The sequence below is a fragment of the Clostridium sp. AM42-4 genome (assembly GCF_003480105.1).
GTDB lineage: Bacteria > Bacillota > Clostridia > Lachnospirales > Lachnospiraceae > Brotaphodocola.
Genome location: NZ_QUIK01000012.1, coordinates 24,034 through 45,492 on the forward strand (window position 1 = coordinate 24,034; position 21,459 = coordinate 45,492).

General features: G+C 51.1%; 14 protein-coding genes. 13 read left to right on the plus strand and 1 reads right to left on the minus strand.

The window, feature by feature from the left end; all coding sequences use genetic code 11:
- Positions 1-277 precede the first annotated feature (277 nt).
- A complete protein-coding gene (locus tag DW922_RS10740) occupies positions 278-2,188 on the plus strand; it encodes an alkaline phosphatase family protein (protein WP_118726530.1) in 1,911 nt (636 codons plus the stop codon).
- Positions 2,185-3,774 carry a cardiolipin synthase gene (gene cls / locus DW922_RS10745; protein WP_118726531.1) on the plus strand — a complete coding sequence of 530 codons (1,590 nt, stop codon included), beginning with the start codon at positions 2,185-2,187 and terminating at the stop codon, positions 3,772-3,774. The genes DW922_RS10740 and cls overlap by 4 nt, the downstream gene beginning before the upstream one ends.
- Positions 3,775-3,821: 47 nt before the next feature.
- On the opposite strand, the gene DW922_RS10750 is transcribed toward cls, so the two are convergent.
- Entirely contained in the window at positions 3,822-4,967 is a 1,146-nt protein-coding gene (locus DW922_RS10750; protein WP_118726532.1) for an adenylyltransferase/cytidyltransferase family protein, read from the minus strand.
- Between the two features lie 260 nt (positions 4,968-5,227).
- Between DW922_RS10750 and DW922_RS10755 the strand changes: the two genes are divergently transcribed.
- The 11 genes from DW922_RS10755 to rlmN all read left to right on the plus strand — a co-directional run bounded on the left by DW922_RS10755 (position 5,228) and on the right by rlmN (position 21,455).
- Positions 5,228-6,094 carry an ATP-dependent Clp protease proteolytic subunit gene (locus DW922_RS10755; protein WP_347560305.1) on the plus strand — a complete coding sequence of 289 codons (867 nt, stop codon included), beginning with the start codon at positions 5,228-5,230 and terminating at the stop codon, positions 6,092-6,094.
- 48 nt (positions 6,095-6,142) lie between these two features.
- Positions 6,143-9,490 (plus strand): DNA translocase FtsK, encoded by a 3,348-nt coding sequence (locus DW922_RS10760; RefSeq protein ID WP_347560306.1) that lies wholly within the window; start codon positions 6,143-6,145, stop codon positions 9,488-9,490.
- Between the two features lie 107 nt (positions 9,491-9,597).
- Positions 9,598-11,268: a formate--tetrahydrofolate ligase gene (locus DW922_RS10765; RefSeq protein ID WP_118726534.1), complete on the plus strand. Its 1,671-nt coding sequence runs from the start codon at positions 9,598-9,600 to the stop codon at positions 11,266-11,268.
- A 117-nt stretch (positions 11,269-11,385) separates the two neighbouring features.
- A complete protein-coding gene (locus DW922_RS10770) occupies positions 11,386-12,846 on the plus strand; it encodes a UDP-N-acetylmuramoyl-L-alanyl-D-glutamate--2,6-diaminopimelate ligase (protein ID WP_118726535.1) in 1,461 nt (486 codons plus the stop codon).
- A gap of 124 nt (positions 12,847-12,970) precedes the next feature.
- Positions 12,971-14,347, plus strand: coding sequence for a UDP-N-acetylmuramoyl-tripeptide--D-alanyl-D-alanine ligase (murF, locus tag DW922_RS10775; RefSeq protein WP_118726536.1), 1,377 nt, complete (start codon positions 12,971-12,973; stop codon positions 14,345-14,347).
- 132 nt (positions 14,348-14,479) lie between these two features.
- Positions 14,480-16,594 carry a primosomal protein N' gene (priA, locus tag DW922_RS10780; RefSeq protein WP_118726537.1) on the plus strand — a complete coding sequence of 705 codons (2,115 nt, stop codon included), beginning with the start codon at positions 14,480-14,482 and terminating at the stop codon, positions 16,592-16,594.
- A 97-nt stretch (positions 16,595-16,691) separates the two neighbouring features.
- Positions 16,692-17,171, plus strand: a complete 480-nt coding sequence (gene def, locus DW922_RS10785; RefSeq protein ID WP_118726538.1) for a peptide deformylase — start codon at positions 16,692-16,694, stop codon at positions 17,169-17,171.
- Between the two features lie 4 nt (positions 17,172-17,175).
- Positions 17,176-18,117, plus strand: a complete 942-nt coding sequence (gene fmt / locus DW922_RS10790; RefSeq protein ID WP_118726539.1) for a methionyl-tRNA formyltransferase — start codon at positions 17,176-17,178, stop codon at positions 18,115-18,117.
- Between the two features lie 2 nt (positions 18,118-18,119).
- Entirely contained in the window at positions 18,120-18,836 is a 717-nt protein-coding gene (locus tag DW922_RS10795) for a zinc metallopeptidase (RefSeq protein ID WP_118707875.1), read from the plus strand.
- The gene (gene rsmB / locus DW922_RS10800; RefSeq protein ID WP_118726540.1) at positions 18,829-20,181 is read left to right on the plus strand and encodes a 16S rRNA (cytosine(967)-C(5))-methyltransferase RsmB; all 1,353 of its coding nucleotides are present in this window, start codon (positions 18,829-18,831) and stop codon (positions 20,179-20,181) included. The genes DW922_RS10795 and rsmB overlap by 8 nt, the downstream gene beginning before the upstream one ends.
- Before the next feature lie 221 nt (positions 20,182-20,402).
- On the plus strand, positions 20,403-21,455 hold the full coding sequence (gene rlmN / locus DW922_RS10805) for a 23S rRNA (adenine(2503)-C(2))-methyltransferase RlmN (protein WP_118720578.1): 1,053 nt from the start codon (positions 20,403-20,405) through the stop codon (positions 21,453-21,455).
- The last annotated feature ends 4 nt before the right edge of the window (positions 21,456-21,459 follow it).

The following is a 21,459-nucleotide window of genomic DNA, read 5'->3' on the forward strand; positions in this document are numbered from 1 at the left end:
ACATATCCTCACTTTTCTGTATAAAATTGTATGAATTTGTGACAATTCTGCGGCCAATTGTGATCGCGCTTGCGCGATGCGTGAACTGTAACAGGACTGTTGCATGACCGTAAAAAGCCACATACGCTTCATTATAGGAGAAAACACAAAAAAATTCAATTGCTTCTGCCTGCTCGTTTATAAAAAAATACTATGTAGATTTCTCGCAGAGTATGCTAAAATGAAAAGTACGGTTATAGATACAGGACAGATATAGAAAGGAACGGAAGATAAAGCTATGAAACGTCTGTGGAAAATACTGGGAATTTTGGTTGCAACGGCAATTTTACTGAACGTAGTAACAGAAATATTGAACCGGAAATCGCTGATCGGTGGAATTGGATTTGCCTTGCATACACCGCTGGTATTTTTGCTGAACAGTCTGTTGTTTCTGACGCCGTTTTTGCTGGTTTTCTTTACCAGGCGGAAGGTGTTTCTGGCGGTTGTGCTTGTGGTGACTGGCCTGACGATGGCGATTGCCAACAGTGTTCTTCTGGTATTCCGGACTACACCGTTTACGGCAGCGGACCTTCGCCTGGTAAAGTATGCAGCCACACTTCTGACAACGTATCTGACCTGGTGGCAGATTGTGCTGATAGCAGTGGCTGCAGTGGCCGCGATTTTATTTTGTGCAGTGCTCTGGAAAAAAGCGCCGCTGGATCCGGGAAAGGTGAATCTGACAGAATCTGTCTGTGTATCGGCGGTTTCCATGCTGGTGATCTGGGGGGTTTTAAATTTCTCCATTGCGACAGGCGCAGTGGCGCTTCATTTTGGAAATATCGGACAGGCTTATAAGGATTATGGATTTGCCTATTGTTTTTCCAATTCACTTCTGAATACCGGAATTGAGAAACCGCAAAGCTATGACCAGGCGGCTGTGGAGAAACTGGAAAGCGAAGAGCAGACTCAGACCGAAGATGCAAAAAACATAGAAGGCCGCTACCCGAATATCATTATGTTGCAGCTGGAATCCTTTTTTGATCCGCTTTTGTGGAAGAACAATCCGGTACAGGGAGATCCCATCCCGATGTTCCATTTCCTGGAGCGGAATTTCCCATCTGGTTATTTGAGTGTTCCTTCGGTAGGCGCCGGAACAGCAAATACGGAGTTTGAGTGCATCAGTGCCATGAATCTGGATTTCTTCGGACCGGGTGAGTACCCGTATAAGACGATTCTCCAGAAGACATCGTGTGAGAGCATGGCATTTGATATGAAGAATTTGGGTTATAAGGCACATGCGGTGCATAATAATGAAGCAACGTTTTATGACCGCCACAAGGTCTTCTCCCAGCTTGGCTTTGATACCTTTACGCCGATCGAGTATATGTATGATATTGAGCGGAATCCGACCGGCTGGTGCAAAGATAAGATCCTGGTCGGGGAGATTGAAAAGGTGCTGGATTCTACCATGGGAAGTGATTTTGTATACACGATCTCCGTGCAGGGACATGGCAAGTATCCTTCGTTTGAATATTACTGCGAGCAGATCCATGAGATGGATGAGTTTATCGGGCAGCTGATCAATATGCTGAATACACGCATGGAGCCGACCGTTCTTGTGATGTACGGTGATCATTTGCCGGGGTTTGAGTGGACGGCAGAGGAGATGGAGAATGGCTCACTTTTCCAGACCAAGTATGTTGTCTGGAATAATGTGAATCTTCCTGTGGTAAAACGGGATGTGGAAGCTTACCAGCTTGCTGCCCACGTCTTAAACATGCTGGATATCCATGAGGGGACCATGATCCGTTTCCACCAGCGTCATTTAGACCAGCATGATACGGATACGCAGGAATATCTGGATGCCATGCAGATTTTACAGTATGATATTCTTTATGGCGATCACGAGGTGTATGGAGGGGAATCGCCCTATCAGGCAACAAAACTGGAATTTGGCGTCACCCCGGTCATTCAGGGGACAACGGTCCATAATACGGATCAGGTCATCATATTTGGCGGGCCATTTAACAGCTGGTCTAAAATCTGTGTAAATGGAAAAGCCGTGGATACCCAGTATTACTCGAAAACAAGGCTGATTACGAAGGGAGTTCCAGTGAAGACGGGAGAAGTGATCACCGTCCAGCAGGTGGGACGCGACAAGATTCATCTTGGGACAGCAAGAAAGAGACAGGAGACGATAAAACGATGAATATTCAGGAAGAGTGGGAGCTGCATAAGCCCAAAAAGAAGACATGGGGACGCTTTTTACGTGTCATTTTTGGCCGTACCACGTTTGTGATCACAGCGCTTCTGATCCAGTTTATTACGCTGCTTTACAGCTTTCAGTGGCTGAGTGAGCATGTGTTTTACTTGTACGGTGGTTTTGTAGGCTTAAGCGCAGTTGTTGTGATCTACATCATCAATAAAAACCAGAATCCATCTTACCAGCTTTCCTGGATCATCCCGGTTCTGGTATTTCCGGTATTCGGTGCTTTGTTTTATCTCTTTGTGGAGGCACAGCCGGGAACCAGAATGATCGACCGGAGACTGAAAGCAAATATCGAAGAAACAAAACCATTTTTAAAACAGCAGCAACAGGTTATGGAGCGTCTGTACCGGGAAAGCCGCGGAACAGCGCGGCTGGCTTATTATATGAACGAATATGGCGGGTATCCGATCTGGGAAAACACCAGTGCACAGTATTTTCCATTGGGCGATGATATGTATCCGGTGCTTCTGGAAGAACTGAAAAAAGCAGAGCGCTACATTTTCATGGAGTATTTCATCGTGGAAAAAGGAGAAATGTGGAACACTATCCTGGAGATATTAAAAGAAAAGGCGGCATCCGGTGTGGAAGTCCGCTTTATGTACGATGGGATGTGCAGCCTGACCTTAGTACCGTACGGGTATCCGAAGCAGCTGGAGCAGTATGGGATCCGCTGCAAGATGTTCTCCCCGGTGCGCCCGGTCCTTTCTTCCGCACAGAATAACCGGGACCACAGAAAGATCACGGTGATCGACGGACATACTGCATTCACCGGAGGGATCAATCTGGCAGACGAATATATCAACCGGAAGGTCCGTTTTGGACACTGGAAGGATACGGCGATCATGTTAAAGGGCGATGCCGTGACCGGATTTCTGATGATGTTTTTGCAGATGTGGAACATTACGGAACACCAGGCGGATGATTATGCCAGATATCTGTGCAAGCCAGATTACCAGTACCCGGCAGGACTGGACCGCTCGGGCTTTGCGATGCCGTACGGGGACAGTCCGCTGGATAATGAGCTGGTGGGACAGCACGTTTACATGGATATTTTAAATGAATCCCGTTACTATGTGCATATGATGACGCCCTACTTGATCCTGGACAGTGATATGATCACGTCGCTGACCTTTGCGGCGAAGCGCGGCATTGAGACGATCATCATCATGCCGCACATCCCGGATAAGATTTATGCGTACCTGCTGGCGCGTTCCTACTACGCGGAGCTTTTGCAGGCAGGTGTAAAGATTTATGAGTATACACCGGGCTTTGTCCATGCAAAGGTATTTACTAGCGATGACACCAAGGCAGTGGTTGGTTCTATCAATATGGACTACCGGAGCCTGCACCTGCATTTTGAATGTGCAGTTTATCTGTACCGGAATCCGGCCGTGCAGCAGGCAGAGGCAGATTTCCAGGCAACCTTAAAACAGTGCCAGGAGATCACACAGCAGGACTGCAAAAATTATCCAATCCCGAAGAAAATCGCGGGAAAGGTGTTGCGGCTGTTTGCTCCCCTGATGTAAAACAGCAATATCGCACAGTGCGTATCAGAGATGCAGGATTTCTTCTATTAGTAATGCCGTACCTCTGCGGCTGCCCGGATCTTCTGAATGACAGGCTCGGCGGCTGCGGAGGTGAAATATTGGAAGGTGCATGCTGGCACCTTCTTTTTTAATGCCTCAAAATCCCCGTCTTTGATCAGACAGCGCACGTCGGACGCGCTGATGGCACCATCTGCGTCGGCTTTTCTTGGAATGATATTGCAGGTTAGGCCGGCGGCGGACAGCTCCTCAGCCATGACCTGGTTGTAGATGCCGGTTACCTGGCTGAAGGGTTCTTCCCCGACAAAACGGTCTGTGATGGAAAGAGCATTGGCAATGCGCAAAAACACCTGGATATCGAGCTTGGCATGAGAGCGGATGACCGTGTCGGAGTCCTTTAAAAAGTAGGACGGGAAGGTCGCATTGGAGATCATGTAAGGACCGGTCTCGTGGCAGATCACATTGGAAAGGTCTGCGCAGCCGTCTGCAACCAGCTGTCTGCGGACGGAGAATGGAACCAGGGAAGCATCCTCTGAGACAACAAATACATGGAGCAGGTCTACCGAAACAGCCGCCTGCTCGATTAGGTAACGGTGACCGAGTGTGAATGGATTTGCGTTCATGATAACGGCACCGATTCTTTGTGCGCCGGATGTCGTCGAGGCATCTGTGTCGTTTCTATCGCGGAAAGTTTCATGACAATCTGTTTGCGTCAATGCAACTGGTTTGCTCTGGTTTGCCAAGAAAGCGTCTGTTTCACTCTGCAATCGTTTCAGATAATCAGCAAAGCCGGTCCGGCGGTTTTCCATAAAGACAACTTTTCCTTCGACCCGTGCGATTTCGTAAAATCCAAGATCACCAAAAAAGCGGGCAGTATTACATTTAGTATATAAGAAGAGACTGGTGTTGCCGCGGCTGTACTGGTACTCGATCAGATGCGAGATCACCTGGTTCATCAGACCTTCGCCCTGATGTTCCGAGGAGACAGCCATGCAGCGCAGTGTGTTGGCAAAGCAGGAACCGGTTGCAACCAGGTTGTAGTCATCGTCGAACAGACCGATGCTGTAATCGAGATTTTTGTCCCGCTCGATTCCTTCTTTTTCCAATAGGGCGTCCATCTGGCGCACAGCGCGTTTATCGGTGGGAGATATTCTGCTGACGGTATAATCTGACATAATAAGAAGTCCTCCGTGTTTTATTTTGAATACGTTTCGAAATGTCAAGTTTTCCGGCAGTCTGTGAAATCTGAATATGGAAACAGGAATGCCAGAACTGTGTTTAGTATAGCGTATTTCCAGTAAAAATGCGAATACTTCCTAAGTTATGGGGAATATTGGATTATGATGATGATTTGTAGCAAGGATGTTCAGTATGGAAAATTCCAAGCACAGTTGGTGTGTAAAAGAATTTTGTCAATGCCTGCAGGCAGAAAGGAATGAAATCACAGATGGGTAAACGGAAAATGAAAAATAGAAACAAACAGACAGAAAAGTGGAATGCGGAAGATGGTGGAAAACAAATATCTGAAGTCAATAGCATGAACGAAGAAAATGCCAGGAAAAGGGAAAAAACAGATGTGCCGGTGAATGGAATGGAACGAATGCAAAATGGAGACGAGCGGGTCCAGAACGGCGGAAATGAAGCGTTTGGTCTGGACTATGCGCAGGCTACGCTGGATGGTGGAAATGGCAAACATAAAATCCATCTGCTTTCCATCATCGGGGAAGTAGAGGGGCACGAAAATCTGTCCGGAAATACGAAGGTTACAAAATACGATCAGATTCTGCCCAGGCTTGCCGAGCTGGAGGATGATGACAGTGTGGAAGGCTTGTTGGTTCTTCTGAATACGTCCGGTGGGGATGTGGATGCAGGGCTTGCCATTGCAGAGATGATCGCGTCCCTTTCCATGCCAACCGTTTCTTTGGTGTTGGGCGGCAGCCATTCCATCGGGGTACCACTTGCAGTTTCGACCGATCACTCTTTTATTGTCCCGACCGGGACGATGATGGTGCATCCGGTGCGCATGAGCGGAACGGTGATCGGAGCATCACAGACTTACGAGTATTTTGAAATGATCCAGGACCGGATCCTGACCTTTGTCAGCGACCATGCGCAGATCGCGTATGACCAGGTGAAGCAGCTGATGCTGAATACGGAAATGCTGACCCGGGACCTGGGAACGGTGCTGGTAGGAAGTGAAACCGTAAAAGCCGGACTCATCGATGAGGTCGGGGGGATCCGGGAGGCACTTGGGTATCTGTACCGGAAAATTGAAGAAGGATGGGCGTCTTGCATTTCCTGATAATTTTTTGTATACTAAGAACATTGGGAAAGAGGAGGCTGGATTTTTGTGGCAGCGAAGAAACAACAAAACAAAGTAAATTCAGATAAAACAGCAAGAACAACAGGCAGCCGGAAATCAGCAGGAACCGGGGCGAAAAACGCGGCAAACAGCAGAAAAAAAGCTGGAAGAGCGAGACAGGTCCAGGAACCGGAGCCGCTGCCAGAGGAGGAAGGCCTGGTACGCGCAGAGGTGATCGTTCTTGGGTCTTTCGCGGCGGCAGTGCTTTTATTTTTGAGCAATTTCCATCTTTGCGGCTTTGCGGGTGATTTTTTGCGAAGCATCCAGCTTGGGCTGTTTGGCTTACCTGGCTACATTGCCCCGCTGGTGCTGTTCGTAGGAACCTGTTTTTACCAGGCAAACCGCGGAAACCGTGTGGCTTTGCACAAGAATGCTGCTTCGGCAGCAGCGTTTTTTCTGCTCTGCGGTTTTTCGCAGATGATTTTTGGACAGCAGCCAGAGGCAGGAAAGGGAATATTGGAATATTACCGTCTGTCTGCGGCATCCGGCATGGGTGGAGGACTGGCCGGAGGACTTTTGTTTGGTGTACTCCGTTCTGTGCTTGGAAGCATTGGTGCATTTCTGATTCTGGCAGTTGGCATGATCCTGTGTATGGTGTGCATCACCGGGCGTTCGTTTGTGAAGGCGGTGAAGCATCACAGTGATGCTGCTTATCAGTATGCCAGGGAGGACATGGAGCGCCGCCGGGAAATCCATGCGGAGCGCCAGGAAGAGCGCAGGAAACTTCGTGAAGAACAGCGGGTGCGCGGCGTGAATCTTGGTTCCACGTATCTGCCGGCGAAAGAAGACGAGTACCTGGAGGAAGATCCAGAAGCAGATTACGGCGAGCGTTACGAGGATGATTATGATAACGGCTATGATGATGGCAGTGCCGACAATCATGACAGCGGCTATCATGACAACTATGCTGACGGTCATGCGGAACATTACGATGACAGCTATGATTATGGTGACAGCGATAGCGGCAGCTATGGTGAAAGTTATGGCACCCGTGGAAGGGCAGAGCATGCTGCAAGCCGTCCGCGTCCGAAGCGGCAGACACCGGACCAGGCAGACGTGTTTACCGGAAGTATTTCCATGCCGGATGAATACCGGGATGAAAAGCCGGATGTTCCTGCTTATTCAACCAATCTTCCGGCCGGGGAAGTGGTACCGCCGGAGCCGGAGGATGATTACGATCTGGAGGCTGCAGCCAGAAAACTGACCGAGTCTGGCTTTGGGCGCTTTGAAGAAGCCGGGGAGGTTTTCACCGGCGGTGCAAGAAAGCTTGACGGGCCAGTGAAAACGGACCGGGCAGAGAAAGCGGATACTTACGAGGATGTGGCTCCGTGGGATGAGCCGGATACATATACAGAGAATCCATACACAGAAAATTCGTATACAGCAGATCCTTATGCGCAGCAGCAAGCTGAAATGCGGAACGGACAGAAGATGCAGCAGGAGCAGACGAAAGCAGTCCAGGCAGCTTCCGCAGAAAATGCGACGCTGAACCGGGTGCAGAAACCGGCACAGGGAACCGGGCAGGAATTGCAGACAGAATCAGCGCAGCAGATGTGGGAGACCGTGCAGGAACCACAGCCGGAGCCAGTGCAGCGGATGCGGGAGCCATCTCCGTACATGCCGGAGCCTGACCCGGAGGAGTACCTCCCGGAGCCGGATGTGGCTTACACGGTAAAAACGGAGCAGAACACCGACTTTGCGATTCCGGAGGAAAGCAAACATGTGGTCACTGCGGGAGGCAAGGTCATCGAGACCGATACGGAGGCCATTCAGAAGAAACTGGAATCCACAAAAAAGGCGGAGGCAGCAAAACGCGAGGCCGAGCAGGCCGACAGCGAAGCTGCACTACAGCAGAAGATCCAGGAAAAGGAAGAACAGCCGAAAAAACCATACATTTATCCGCCGCTTAGCCTGTTAAAGCGTGGCAGCCGGAATCCTGGCGGTTACTCGGAGCAGGAATACCGGGAAACTGCAGTGAAGCTGCAGCAGACGCTGCGCAACTTTGGCGTTGGCGTTACCGTGACCAATATCAGCTGCGGACCTTCCGTCACCCGATATGAGCTGCACCCGGAGCAGGGCGTAAAGGTCAGCAAGATCGTCGGACTTGCCGATGACATTAAGCTGAGCCTGGCGGCAGAGGATATCCGTATTGAGGCACCAATCCCGGGCAAGTCTGCAGTGGGTATTGAGGTGCCGAATAAAGAGAAGACATCCGTATTCTTGCGCGATCTTCTGGAGTCCGATACGTTCCAGAAGCATCCGTCCAGACTGGCTTTCGCAGTCGGAAAGGATATCGGCGGTCAGGTCGTGGTAACCGATATCGCCAAGATGCCGCATCTTCTGATCGCGGGCGCGACCGGATCCGGTAAGTCGGTCTGCATCAACACGATTATCATGAGCATCATCTACAAGGCTGACCCGGAGGATGTCAAGCTCATCATGGTGGATCCGAAGGTCGTGGAGCTGAGCGTATATAACGGCATTCCGCATCTGCTGATTCCGGTTGTGACCGATCCGAAGAAAGCATCCGGTGCCTTGAACTGGGCAGTAGCCGAGATGACAGACCGCTACAAGAAATTCGCGAAATACGGTGTGCGTGACTTAAAAGGCTACAATGCAAAGATTGAGACGATTCAGGATATTGATGACGCAGACAAGCCGAAGAAGATGCCGCAGATCGTCATTATCGTGGACGAGCTTGCGGATCTGATGATGGTGGCTCCGGGCGAGGTGGAGGATGCAATCTGCCGTCTGGCCCAGCTGGCGCGTGCGGCAGGCATTCATCTGGTCATCGCGACCCAGAGACCGTCGGTCAATGTCATTACCGGACTGATCAAGGCAAACGTACCGTCAAGAATCGCATTTTCTGTTTCTTCCGGCGTGGATTCCCGTACCATCATCGATATGAACGGTGCGGAGAAACTTCTCGGAAAGGGCGATATGCTCTTTTATCCGGCGGGGTTCCCGAAACCCCAGCGTGTGCAGGGCGCCTTTGTCTCCGACTCGGAGGTCCAGCAGGTAGTGGACTTCTTAACCGAGCAGGGATTGACAGCCCAGTACAGTCCGGAAGTAGAAAACAGTATGAACGCGGCTCCTTCTGCGACAAGCTCCGGCCCGTCTAACAGCCGGGACGAGTACTTTGAGCAGGCCGGCCGTTTCATAATAGAAAAAGAAAAGGCATCCATTGGTATGCTGCAGCGTATGTTCAAGATCGGATTCAACCGTGCCGCAAGGATCATGGACCAGCTGGCGGAGGCCGGTGTGGTCGGCGAGGAAGAGGGAACAAAGCCCCGCAAGGTCCTTATGACTATGGAAGAATTTGACCAGATCATTTAACCCAGGATGAAACGGTACAGGCTGCCGGGCGCATTGTGCGCAGACAGGAGATCACCAGCGGACAGTTTCATTCAGACCACAGGAAAAAGAAAGGGAGGATACTGGATATGAAGACAGATATTGAAATCGCGCAGGAGGCGGTAAAGCTTCCAATCAAAGAGGTTGCAGAGAGCTATGGAATCGTTGAGGATGATCTGGAACTGTACGGCAAGTACAAGGCAAAGATCACCGATGAGCTGTGGCAGCAGGTGAAGGACCGTCCGGACGGAAAGCTGGTTCTGGTCACTGCGATCAACCCGACTCCGGCAGGCGAGGGCAAGACCACAACCAGCATCGGTCTGGCAGATGCCCTTACAAGACTTGGCAAGAAGACCATGATCGCCTTGCGTGAGCCGTCCCTTGGACCGTGCTTTGGCATTAAGGGCGGAGCAGCAGGCGGCGGTTTTGCCCAGGTTGTTCCGATGGAGGATTTAAACCTTCACTTCACCGGAGACTTCCATGCGATCACATCCGCGAATAACTTACTGGCAGCACTGTTAGACAACCATATCCAGCAGGGCAATGCCCTTCAGATCGATACCAGACAGATCCTCTGGAAACGCTGTCTGGATATGAACGACCGTGTACTCCGCAATGTTGTGGTAGGCCTTGGCGCAAAGGCAGATGGTGTTGTGCGTGAAGATCATTTCGTGATCACGGTTGCTTCTGAGATCATGGCAATCCTTTGCCTGGCAAACGATATGAACGACTTGAAAGAGCGTCTCGGCAAGATCATCGTTGCATATAATTATGCCGGAGAGCCGGTTACTGCAGCACAGCTGCATGCAGTAGGAGCAATGGCAGCGCTGTTAAAGGATGCCATCAAGCCGAACCTGATCCAGACCCTGGAGCATACCGGTGCCCTGGTACACGGCGGACCGTTCGCAAACATCGCACATGGCTGCAACAGCGTGCGTGCGACCAAGACCGCGTTAAAGCTGGCGGATATCGTGGTAACCGAGGCAGGCTTTGGCGCAGATCTGGGTGCAGAGAAGTTCATGGACATCAAGTGCCGCAAGGCAGACTTAAAGCCGGATGCAGTTGTTCTGGTGGCAACCGTGCGTGCATTAAAGTACAACGGCGGTGTGCCGAAGACGGAACTGGCGGCAGAGAATCTGGATGCGCTGAAGAAAGGTATCGTAAACCTGGAGAAGCACATCGAGAACCTGCAGAAGTTTGGTGTTCCGGTTGTAGTAACCTTAAACTCCTTTGTGACCGATACCGAGGCAGAGTATGCATTCATCCGTGATTTCTGCGAGGCACGCGGCTGTGAGTTCGCCCTCTCTGAAGTATGGGCAAAAGGCGGCGAGGGCGGTGAAGCCCTGGCAAACAAGGTGCTGGAGACTCTGGCAAACAAGGAGAGCCATTACCATGCCCTGTACCCGGATGAGCTGAGCTTAAAGGATAAGGTCAAGACTATTGCCACCGAGATCTACGGTGCGGACGGCGTTTCCTACGCTCCGGCAGCATCTAAGGCCCTGGCACGCATCGAGGAGATGGGCTTTGGCAATCTTCCAGTCTGCATGGCAAAGACCCAGTATTCCCTGTCTGATGACCAGACCAGGCTGGGACGCCCGGCTGGATTCACCATCAATGTGCGCGATGCTTATGTTTCCGCAGGCGCAGGCTTTGTGGTTGTTCTGACCGGCGCGATCATGACTATGCCGGGACTTCCGAAAAAACCGGCTGCAGACGGCATCGATGTCGATGAAAACGGCGTGATTACCGGACTGTTCTAGAAAAAACGCCTGTAATCTGGAACAGGCCGGATTGCAGGCATGAAACATGCATGCGGGGCAGCAGGATTGTATGCGTGGACAGAAAACGAAAACGTGTGGAAAGGATAGACGAAGAGTATGACGATAAGAGACTGGTTAGAGGGACTTTCTTACAAGCTGGTACAGGGAAGCCTGGACGTGGAAGTAAACGAAGTCGTATACGATTCCAGAAAAGCGGCTCCGGGAGCTGTATTTGTCTGCATGAAAGGAACGAAGATCGATTCCCATGATTTTGTGGGACAGGTAACGGATGCGGGTGTGAAGGTGCTTGTGACTGAGCATGCAGTAGAGGCACCGGCAGATGTGACGGTCGTGGAGACAGCAAATGGCAGGGAGGCACTGGCGCTTTTATCGGCAGCACGGTTTGGCTATCCTTCCCGCAAGCTGACCATGATCGGTGTCACCGGAACCAAAGGAAAGACAACGACCACCCACATGATCAAGACGATTCTGGAGACAGCCGGAAAGAAAACCGGCATGATCGGAACTAACGGTGTCTACATCGGCGAGGAGCATTTCCCGACTGTGAACACGACGCCGGAATCCTATGATCTGCACCGCTATTTTGCAAAAATGGTGGAAGAGGGCTGTGCGTGTTGCGTGATGGAGGTTTCCTCCCAGGCAATGAAGATGCACCGGGTCGCAGGCATCCAGTTTGATTACGGCTTGTTTACCAACATTTCCCCGGATCATATCGGAAAAGATGAGCATGCGGATTTTGCGGAGTACTTATACTATAAAAAGCAGCTTTTTGCACAGAGTAAGCGTGCTCTGGTCAATGTCGATGATGAGCATATCGAGGAAATTGTAAAGGATATCCCGTGTCCGTGGACCGGATTTGGCTTAAAAGAGGGAGCAGGCTTCCAGGCAGAGAACATCCACTATGTCTCTGAGCCGGATTTTGTCGGCGTGGAGTTTGACATCAAGGGCGAGCATCAGATCCCGGTGCGTGTCAGCATCCCTGGCAAGTTTAATGTATACAATGCGCTGGCGGCAGCAGCAGTTACACTCTGGGTGGGCGTTCCGGCAGATAAGCTGCAGCATGCCCTGGAGCATTTAAAGATTAACGGCCGTATGGAGATTGTCTATACCTCCGAAAAATGCTGTGTGATTGTGGATTATGCCCACAATGCAGTCAGCATGGAAAGCCTTCTCGAAACGCTCAGGGAGTATCATCCGAAGCGCCTGGTGGTTGTATTTGGCTGCGGTGGAAACCGATCAAAAGACCGCCGCTATTCCATGGGTGAGATCGGTGGCCGCATGGCAGATCTTTCCATCATCACTGCAGATAACTCCCGCTTTGAGAAGGTGGAGGATATCATTGCGGATATCCGCGGCAGCATCGAGAAAACCGGCGGAAAATTCATCGAAATCCCGGACCGGAAGGAAGCCATTACCTACAGCATCACCCATGCCGAGCAGGGAGATATGATTGCCATCATCGGTAAGGGACATGAGGATTATCAGGAGATTAACGGAGTGCGTTATCCGTTTTTGGACCGCGCCGTGGTGGAAGAGGTTGTGAAGACCTTGCAGTAAAACGCATGCAGAATCCATGATGGAAAATGGCATGGCATTGCGAAACATGCTGTATGTAAAAATGACATAGAGCATTGCCAGAATGGCAGCATGTAAAAAATAGAAACAGAAAAGAGAACCGGATATGGAAAAGATAACGGTAAAGGATATTGTAACAGCAGTAAATGGAACGCTTTTATGCGGGGATGAGAATCATCCGGTGGAGCATCTGAGCATTGATTCCAGAACCATGAAGGGCAACGATTTGTTTGTGCCGCTCATCGGCGAAAAGGTAGACGCCCACCGCTTTATCGAGCAGGCCTTTGGCGCAGGAGCTGTGGCGGTGCTGACCTCCGAGCACGATCATGCAGAGGATGCAGATCATGCGTGGATCCGGGTGGCCGACACCAAAAAGGCACTGCAGGAGATTGGCCGCTATTACCGCAGCCACTTAAGTCTGCCGCTCATCGGCATTACCGGAAGTGTCGGAAAGACAACCACCCGTGAGATGGTGGCAGCAGCACTTTCTGCAAAATACCGGGTTTACAAGACCCCGGGTAACTCCAACAGCCAGGTCGGTGTGCCGATCACGCTGTCCGAGATCACCTCTGCGGATGAAATCGGTGTCTTAGAGCTTGGCATGAGCATGCCGGGAGAGCTGACCGTGATCGCGAAGATCGCACAGGTGGATATGGCGGTGATCACCAATGTCGGCATTACCCATATTGAGCAGCTTGGAAGCCAGGAGAATATTTACCGCGAAAAACTGACCATTCAGGATGGTTTAAAGGAAGGCGGCATTCTCTTCTTAAACGGGGATGACCCGCTGCTAAAGGAGACAAAAGCAAAAGCAGGATGCCGTACCGTCTATTATGGAACCGGGGAAAATTCGGAGTACCGCGCGGAGGATATCCGCAGTGAAGACGGGTATCCGGTGTTCACAGCAAACTGCCGCGGGGAAAAATACATGGTGCGATTAAGCATTATGGGCCGTCACAACGTGTTAAATGCGATGGTAGCACTGGCTGTGGCAGATCTGAGCGGAGTTCCGCTTTCTGATGCTGTGAAGACTCTGGCTGCGTTTACCGGCTTTAAAAACCGTCAGCAGATCGCGGAAAAGAACGGGGTTATTGTCATCGATGATACCTATAACGCAAGTCCGGTTTCCATGAAAGCAGGACTTGAGGTGTTAGAGGCGAAAGCAAAAGGGCGCCGGATCGCAGTCCTTGCCGATATGAAGGAGCTGGGACCGGATTCTGCCAAATTCCATTATGAGGTAGGAAGCTGGATGAAATCGCATCCGGTGGATGTATTATTTACATACGGAGAGCTTGCCCTTCAGATTGAAAAAGGCGCAAAGCGTGCCGGTATGAAGGCAGAATACCTGCATTTTGATGAAAACCAGAAAGAAGCAATGGTAGATGCCTTAAAAGCAAAGCTTCAGACGGGTGACTGCGTGTTCTTGAAGGGCTCCAACAGCATGCGCCTGGGCGAGGTGGCGGCAAAGCTGCTGGCTGAGTAAAAAATTACTGTTTGCGCAGCACGTGAAGAGTAATGAAAGAAGCATGATAGCCAGCTGCACAAAGAATTGCCCGGTTTTGTGCGGGCAGGAATGAAAACATGGGTCGTAAGACCTCAAAAGACAGGAGTATTTATGGCAGAACAATATGCCAGTATTATCATAGATATTTCCCATGAAGACGTAGACCGGGTATTCCAGTACCGGATCCCGCCGGCGCTTTTGCCGAAGATCCGTGTCGGGGTGCAGGTCTGCGTCCCTTTTGGTTCAGGAAACAGAAAACGGACCGGCTATGTGGTGGAACTCACCGACAAGCCGGATTATGATAAAGATAAGATCAAAGAAATCATCGGAGTCACGGAAAAGAGCATTACGGCAGACAGCCGTTTCATTGAGCTGGCCTGGTGGATGAAAGAGCAGTACGGCTCCACCATGAATCAGGCATTAAAAACCGTGCTTCCGGTGAAAAAAAAGGTGAAGGCCCGCAATAAAAAGATTGTGGAAACCATGACCGGGATGCCGCAGTTGCCCGGAACGAGTCTGCAGGACGAAAACAAGACTGGAACCAGCGCAAATGCGGCAGACGCAGGAAATGCAGCAGGAGCAGAAAACACAGTACCAGCAGCAGGAAACAGCTCTGCGGTTGTACTGAATCCGGAACAGCAGGCAGTTGTGGATGCCTTCTGCTCCTCTTACGATACCGGAGACCGCACTCCGTGTCTGCTCCATGGTGTTACCGGAAGCGGAAAAACCGAGGTTTACATGGCGATGATCGACCATGTGTTAAAACAACAGAAACAGGTGATCGTGCTGATTCCAGAGATTGCCCTGACCTACCAGACGGTGAGCCGGTTTTACAGTCGGTTTGGAAGCCGGATCTGTGTCATGCATTCCCGGCTTTCCGCGGGAGAGAAATGCGACCAGTTTGAGCGGGCGAGAAAGGGCGAGACGGATATTATGATCGGTGCCCGGTCGGCATTGTTTACGCCGTTTCCGAATCTGGGTCTCATCATTTTGGACGAGGAGCATGAAGGTGCCTATAAGAGCGAGACCACGCCCCGGTATCATGCCAGGGAGGTGGCTGAAAAGCTGGCAAAGTTAAACGAAGCCGCCTTTGTCATGGGCTCTGCCACGCCGTCTGTGGAGGCATACGCAAAGGCACAGGCAGGAATCTACCGCCTGTTTACCCTGAAAAAACGTGCCAAGGCAGGAAGTGAGCTGGCTGCTGTGGAGATCGCGGATCTGCGAAAAGAGATGGAAGCCGGAAATAAGTCCATCTTCAGCCTGCGTCTGCAGGAGCTGATCAAAGACCGGCTGGCGAAAAAAGAACAGGTGATGCTGTTTATCAACCGGCGCGGATATTCCAGCTTTGTCTCCTGCAGAAGCTGCGGCGAGGCATTAAAATGCCCGCACTGCGATGTGTCCCTGACACTTCATAACCATCAGCGGCTGGTGTGCCATTACTGCGGATACCAGATTCCGATGCCGAAGAAATGCCCGCACTGCGGTTCTCCGTATCTGGCGGGCTTTGGCATCGGCACCCAGAAGATTGAGGAGATGGCAGCGCAGATGTTTCCGGAGGCAAAGCTTCTCCGGATGGATCTGGACACTACCTCAAAAAAAGGCGGTCATGAAAAGATTTTGTCCGCATTCGCAAAGGGCAAAGCCGATATCCTGATCGGCACCCAGATGATCGTAAAAGGACATGATTTTCCGGGCGTGACGCTGGTTGGTGTACTCGCAGCCGACGTCTCATTGTATGCGCCGGACTACACCGCAGCGGAGCGGACGTTCCAGCTTTTAGTGCAGGCCGCAGGGCGTGCGGGACGCGGCAGAAAAGCTGGAATTGCACTGATCCAGACCTATATGCCGGAGCATTACAGCATCCAGACAGCCACCTCGCAGGATTATGAGAGCTTTTTTAAGCAGGAGATGGGCTACCGCAGGCTGATGCAGTACCCTCCGGCCTGTCATATGCTGAGCATGCAGGTGGCAGGGGAAAATGAGGAGCTGATGACCCGGATCATGGAGGCCATTGCCGCTTCCGTACGGAAACACTTTGAAGAACAGACCCAGATCATCGGGCCGGTTCCGGCACCGGTGTACAAAGTTAATGATATTTACAGAAAAATTTTATATATGAAACAGGAAAACTATGATATACTAATAAAAATCCAGAAGTATGTCAAAATGCGCTGGGATGAAACAGAAAGCTGTAAAAAACTAACCCTGCAGTGCGATTTCACGTAAACTGCAGCGGAAATAATAAGGGGACGCGTCACGGATGCCGCCCCGATAAGCAGAAAATGACTTATACCATCGAACGAATACAGAAAGGAACAGATAAATGGCAATCAGACAGGTAAGAACCATTGGAGACGATATTTTAAGAAAGGAATGCAAACCGGTAAAGGAGATCACCCCGCGTATCGCAGAGCTGATCGAGGACATGTTTGAGACCATGTATGAGGCAAACGGCGTGGGACTTGCGGCACCGCAGGTTGGCGTGTTAAAGCAGATTGTAGTCATGGATGTGGATGACGGCAACCAGTATGTGCTCATCAACCCGGAGATCATCGAGCAGAGTGGAAGCCAGACCGGTCAGGAGGGCTGCCTGAGCGTGCCGGGAAAGGCTGGCATGGTAACCCGTCCGAACCACGTTGTGGTACGCGCTTATGACGAGAACATGGAGCAGTTTGAGTTAGAGGGCGAAGAACTTTTAGCACGCTGCATCTGCCATGAGTGTGCACACCTTCACGGAGAACTCTATGTAGATTTAGTGGAAGGCGAGCTGATGGATGTAACTGCAGAACCGGAGGAAGAATAAGCATATGAGAATTGTATTTATGGGAACACCGGATTTTTCGGTGCCGACACTGGAAGCGTTAGTTGCTTCCGAGCATGAGGTGGTTGGTGTGGTAACCCAGCCGGATAAGCCAAAGGGCCGTGGCAAGGAAATCCATATGTCACCGGTAAAAGAATGCGCTTTGCAGCACAACATCCCGGTGTACCAGCCGGTGCGCGCAAGGGATGAGGCATTTGTGGACGAGATGCGTGCATTAAACCCGGACGTTATGGTTGTGATTGCGTTTGGGCAGATCCTGCCGAAGAGTCTTCTGGAGCTGCCGAAATACGGCTGTGTCAACATTCACGCATCCCTGCTGCCGAAATACCGCGGCGCAGCCCCGATCCAGTGGGCAGTCATTAACGGTGACGAGGAAACCGGAATCACCACCATGATGATGGATGTCGAGATGGATACCGGCGACATTCTGGAGAAAACCGTTGTGAAGCTGGACCCGGAGGAAACCGGCGGAAGTCTGTTTGACCGTTTGAGCCTGCTTGGCGGAGACCTGATCCTTTCTACCTTAAGTAAGCTGGAAAAGGGTGAGATCACCCCGGTGCCTCAGGACCATGAGAAGGCAACCTACGTGAAGAAAATTTCCAAATCCATGGGCGATATTGACTGGACCATGGATGCGGTTTCCATTGAACGCCTGGTGCGCGGCTTAAATCCGTGGCCGAGTGCGTTTACCAGATGGAATGGAAAAATGTTAAAGATCTGGGAAGCAAAAGTACTTCCGGATCCGGACGTGAAGCTTCCCTGCGGCAGCGTGATCAGCGCATCCGACGAGGGTTTAAAAATTCAGACCGGAGCAGGTGTTTTGTGCGTGACCAGTCTGCAGCTGGAAGGAAAGAAGCGGATGGATACCGCGGCATTCCTCAGGGGATACCAGGTGGCAGCCGGTTCTATGATGGAAAGGAGTGAGTAATCATGTATGGTGGTTACTACGGGTTGGGCTACAGCCTTTTTGATCCTACAATGATCCTTGTTTATATTGGAGCGCTGCTCTCCATGTGGGCATCTTCAAAAGTAAACAGTACGTTTCAGCGTTATTCCCGCGTGCGCAGTATGACCGGTATGACCGGCGCGGAGGCGGCAAAACGTCTTTTGCAGTCCCAGGGAATCTACGACGTTACGGTCCAGCCGGTGCGCGGACAGCTTACCGACCATTATGACCCGCGGACGAAAACCGTGAATTTATCGGAATCGGTGTATGGCAGTACTTCCGTTGCAGCAGTAAGCGTTGCGGCACATGAGTGCGGACATGCGATCCAGGATAATGTGGGCTATGCACCGCTGCGCCTGCGTTCCGCGTTCGTGCCGATCGCAAACTTTGGAAGCAAGATTTCCCTGCCGCTCATCATCCTTGGGTTCTTTATCGGACTGACTCCGTTTATCGAGATCGGCATCTGGATGTTTGTCCTGGCAGTCTTATTCCAGATCATCACCCTCCCGGTAGAGTTCAATGCTTCTTCGAGAGCCGCAAATCTTCTGGACAGTCTTGGAATTTTGCAGGGCGATGAGGTGAGCGGCACAAAAAGAGTACTGGGGGCAGCAGCCCTGACTTATGTGGCAGCTGCGGCAGCTTCCATCTTACAGCTTATGCGGCTGATCATCCTGTTTGGAGGACGCAGACGAAATGACTAAGCAGAACGGCCCGACCAAAGAGCGGGAACTGATCCTGGATATCTTAATGGAAATACTGGAATATGGCGGTTACAGCCATGTAGTATTAAAGAAAGCACTGGATAAGCACCAGTATCTGGAAAAGCAGAGCCGTGCGTTCATTACCCGCGTGACGGAAGGAACGATTGAGTATCTCCTTACCATCGATGCGGTCATTGACCAGTGTTCCAAGACAAAAGTAAAGAAAATGAAACCCGTGATTCGAACTATTCTCCGCATGTCGGTGTACCAGATTTTAAAGATGGACCGGATCCCGGACAGCGCAGTGTGCGACGAGGCTGTGAAGCTTGCGGTGAAGCGTAAGTTTCATGGCCTGAAAGGCTTTGTAAACGGTGTTTTGCGCACCGTGGCAAGAGAAAAAGAAACCTTCGTATTTACGGACTGGGAAAGAAAGTATTCCATGCCGGACTGGATTATTGAGCTGTGGAAGCAGCAGTATCCGGCAGAAACCGTGGAAGGGATCATGAAGGCATTTTTAGAGGAACGCCCGACCTCAGTGCGCTGCAATCTGGACCGTGCCTCCATGGAGAAGATCCTTACAAGTCTCGAAAAGGATGGAGCAACGGCTCAGAAAAATCCGCTTGCGAACCATGCACTTTTTCTTTCCGGCTACGACTATCTGGATGCTTTAGAGGCATTCCGGAAAGGATGGATCACCGTGCAGGATGTCAGCTCCTCCTTTGTGGGAGAGGTGGCAGACCCGAAGCAAGGCGATGTGGTTCTGGATGTGTGCGGTGCGCCGGGCGGAAAGAGCCTGCACATTGCAGATAAGCTTGCGGGAACCGGACAGGTTGTCGTAAGGGATCTAACCGAGAACAAGATCTTACTGGTAGAAGATAACATCCGCCGCACCGGATTTACCAATATCCGGGCGGAGGTCTGGGATGCCCTTTTGGAGGATCCATCCTGGGAAGAAAAGGCAGATATTGTGATCGCAGATCTGCCCTGCTCCGGTCTTGGCATCATCGGGAAAAAGCCAGATATCAAGTACCAGGTAACAGAAGAGGACTTAAAAGACTTGGCAGACCTTCAGAAGGATATTTTGTCGGTGGTCTGGAAGTATGTAAAACCGGGCGGGAAGCTGATCTACAGCACCTGCACGGTCGACCATCTGGAAAATGAAGACCAGCGTGCCTGGTTTTTAGAGCATTTCCCGTTTGAACCGGTAAGCATTGAGGGGGCATTTGGCAGCCAGGTAAGCGAAGAAACCATGAAAGACGGTTATATCCAGCTGCTGCCGGGCAAGTATCCGTGCGATGGATTCTTTATCTCCGCATTCCGGAGAAACCTGATAACTGTTCAGTAGGTCTGCGCATTTACTGCGCTGACCGTAAGAAAACATAGGCTGGCAGGCAAAAATCCCATTGCCGTAGGCAATTTTCATGGATTTTTGCTCGTAACTGTGAAGGTACTGAACAGTTACGAAACCTGTAACATGACGCGGCTGCGGACAATGGAAAGCAGCCACAAAATCCTGTTGCCGGGCACGCATGCGTGAACAGCAATAAAGAAAGCAGATAATAGATTATGGAAAAGCAAGATATCAAATCCATGACGCTGGAGGAGCTGACAGAAAGCATCCGGCAGATGGGAGATAAGCCCTTCCGGGCAAAACAGATTTACCAGTGGCTGCATCAGAAGCTGGTGACAGAGTTTGATGAGATGAGCAATCTTTCCAAGCCACTCCGTGAAAAATTGAAAGAGCAGTTTTTTCTGACGGCGCTGTATCCGGCTGATGTAAAGATCTCACAGATCGACGGGACCAGAAAATATCTGTTCCGGCTTGCAGACGGCAATGTCATTGAGAGCGTGTGGATGCAGTACCACCATGGAAACAGCGTGTGCATTTCGTCCCAGGTAGGCTGCCGCATGGGCTGCCGCTTCTGTGCTTCTACCTTAGACGGTCTGGAGCGGAACTTAACACCGGCAGAGATGCTGGACCAGATCTACCGGATCCAGTCCCTGACCGGGGAACGCGTTTCCAACATTGTCATCATGGGTTCCGGTGAGCCGATGGACAACTACGACAATGTGATCCGGTTCATCCGCATGATCACCGACGAAAACGGATTGAACATCAGCCAGAGAAACATTACACTGTCGACCTGCGGCATTGTGCCGGGAATCTTAAAGCTGGCAGAAGAAGATGTCCAGATCACGCTGGCATTATCTTTGCACGCTCCGAATGATGAGGTGCGAAAGACGCTGATGCCGATCGCAAACCGTTATGCCTTAAAAGATATCCTGGCGGCCTGCCAGACTTATTTTGAGAAAACCGGGCGCCGCCTGACCTTTGAATACAGCCTGGTAAGCGGGGTTAACGATAATCTGGATGAAGCAAAAGCCCTGACCGCCCTGATCAAACATATGCATGGCCATGTGAATTTGATCCCGGTCAATCCGATCAAGGAGCGTGACTACCGCCAGTCTGACCGGAAGGCGATTGAGGCATTTAAGGCATATCTGGAGAAGAATGGAATCAATGTGACGGTCCGCCGGGAAATGGGCCGCGATATCAACGGTGCCTGCGGACAGCTGCGAAAGAGTTTTCTGGAAGAGGAAGGTAAAGGAGGGATCTAACGCC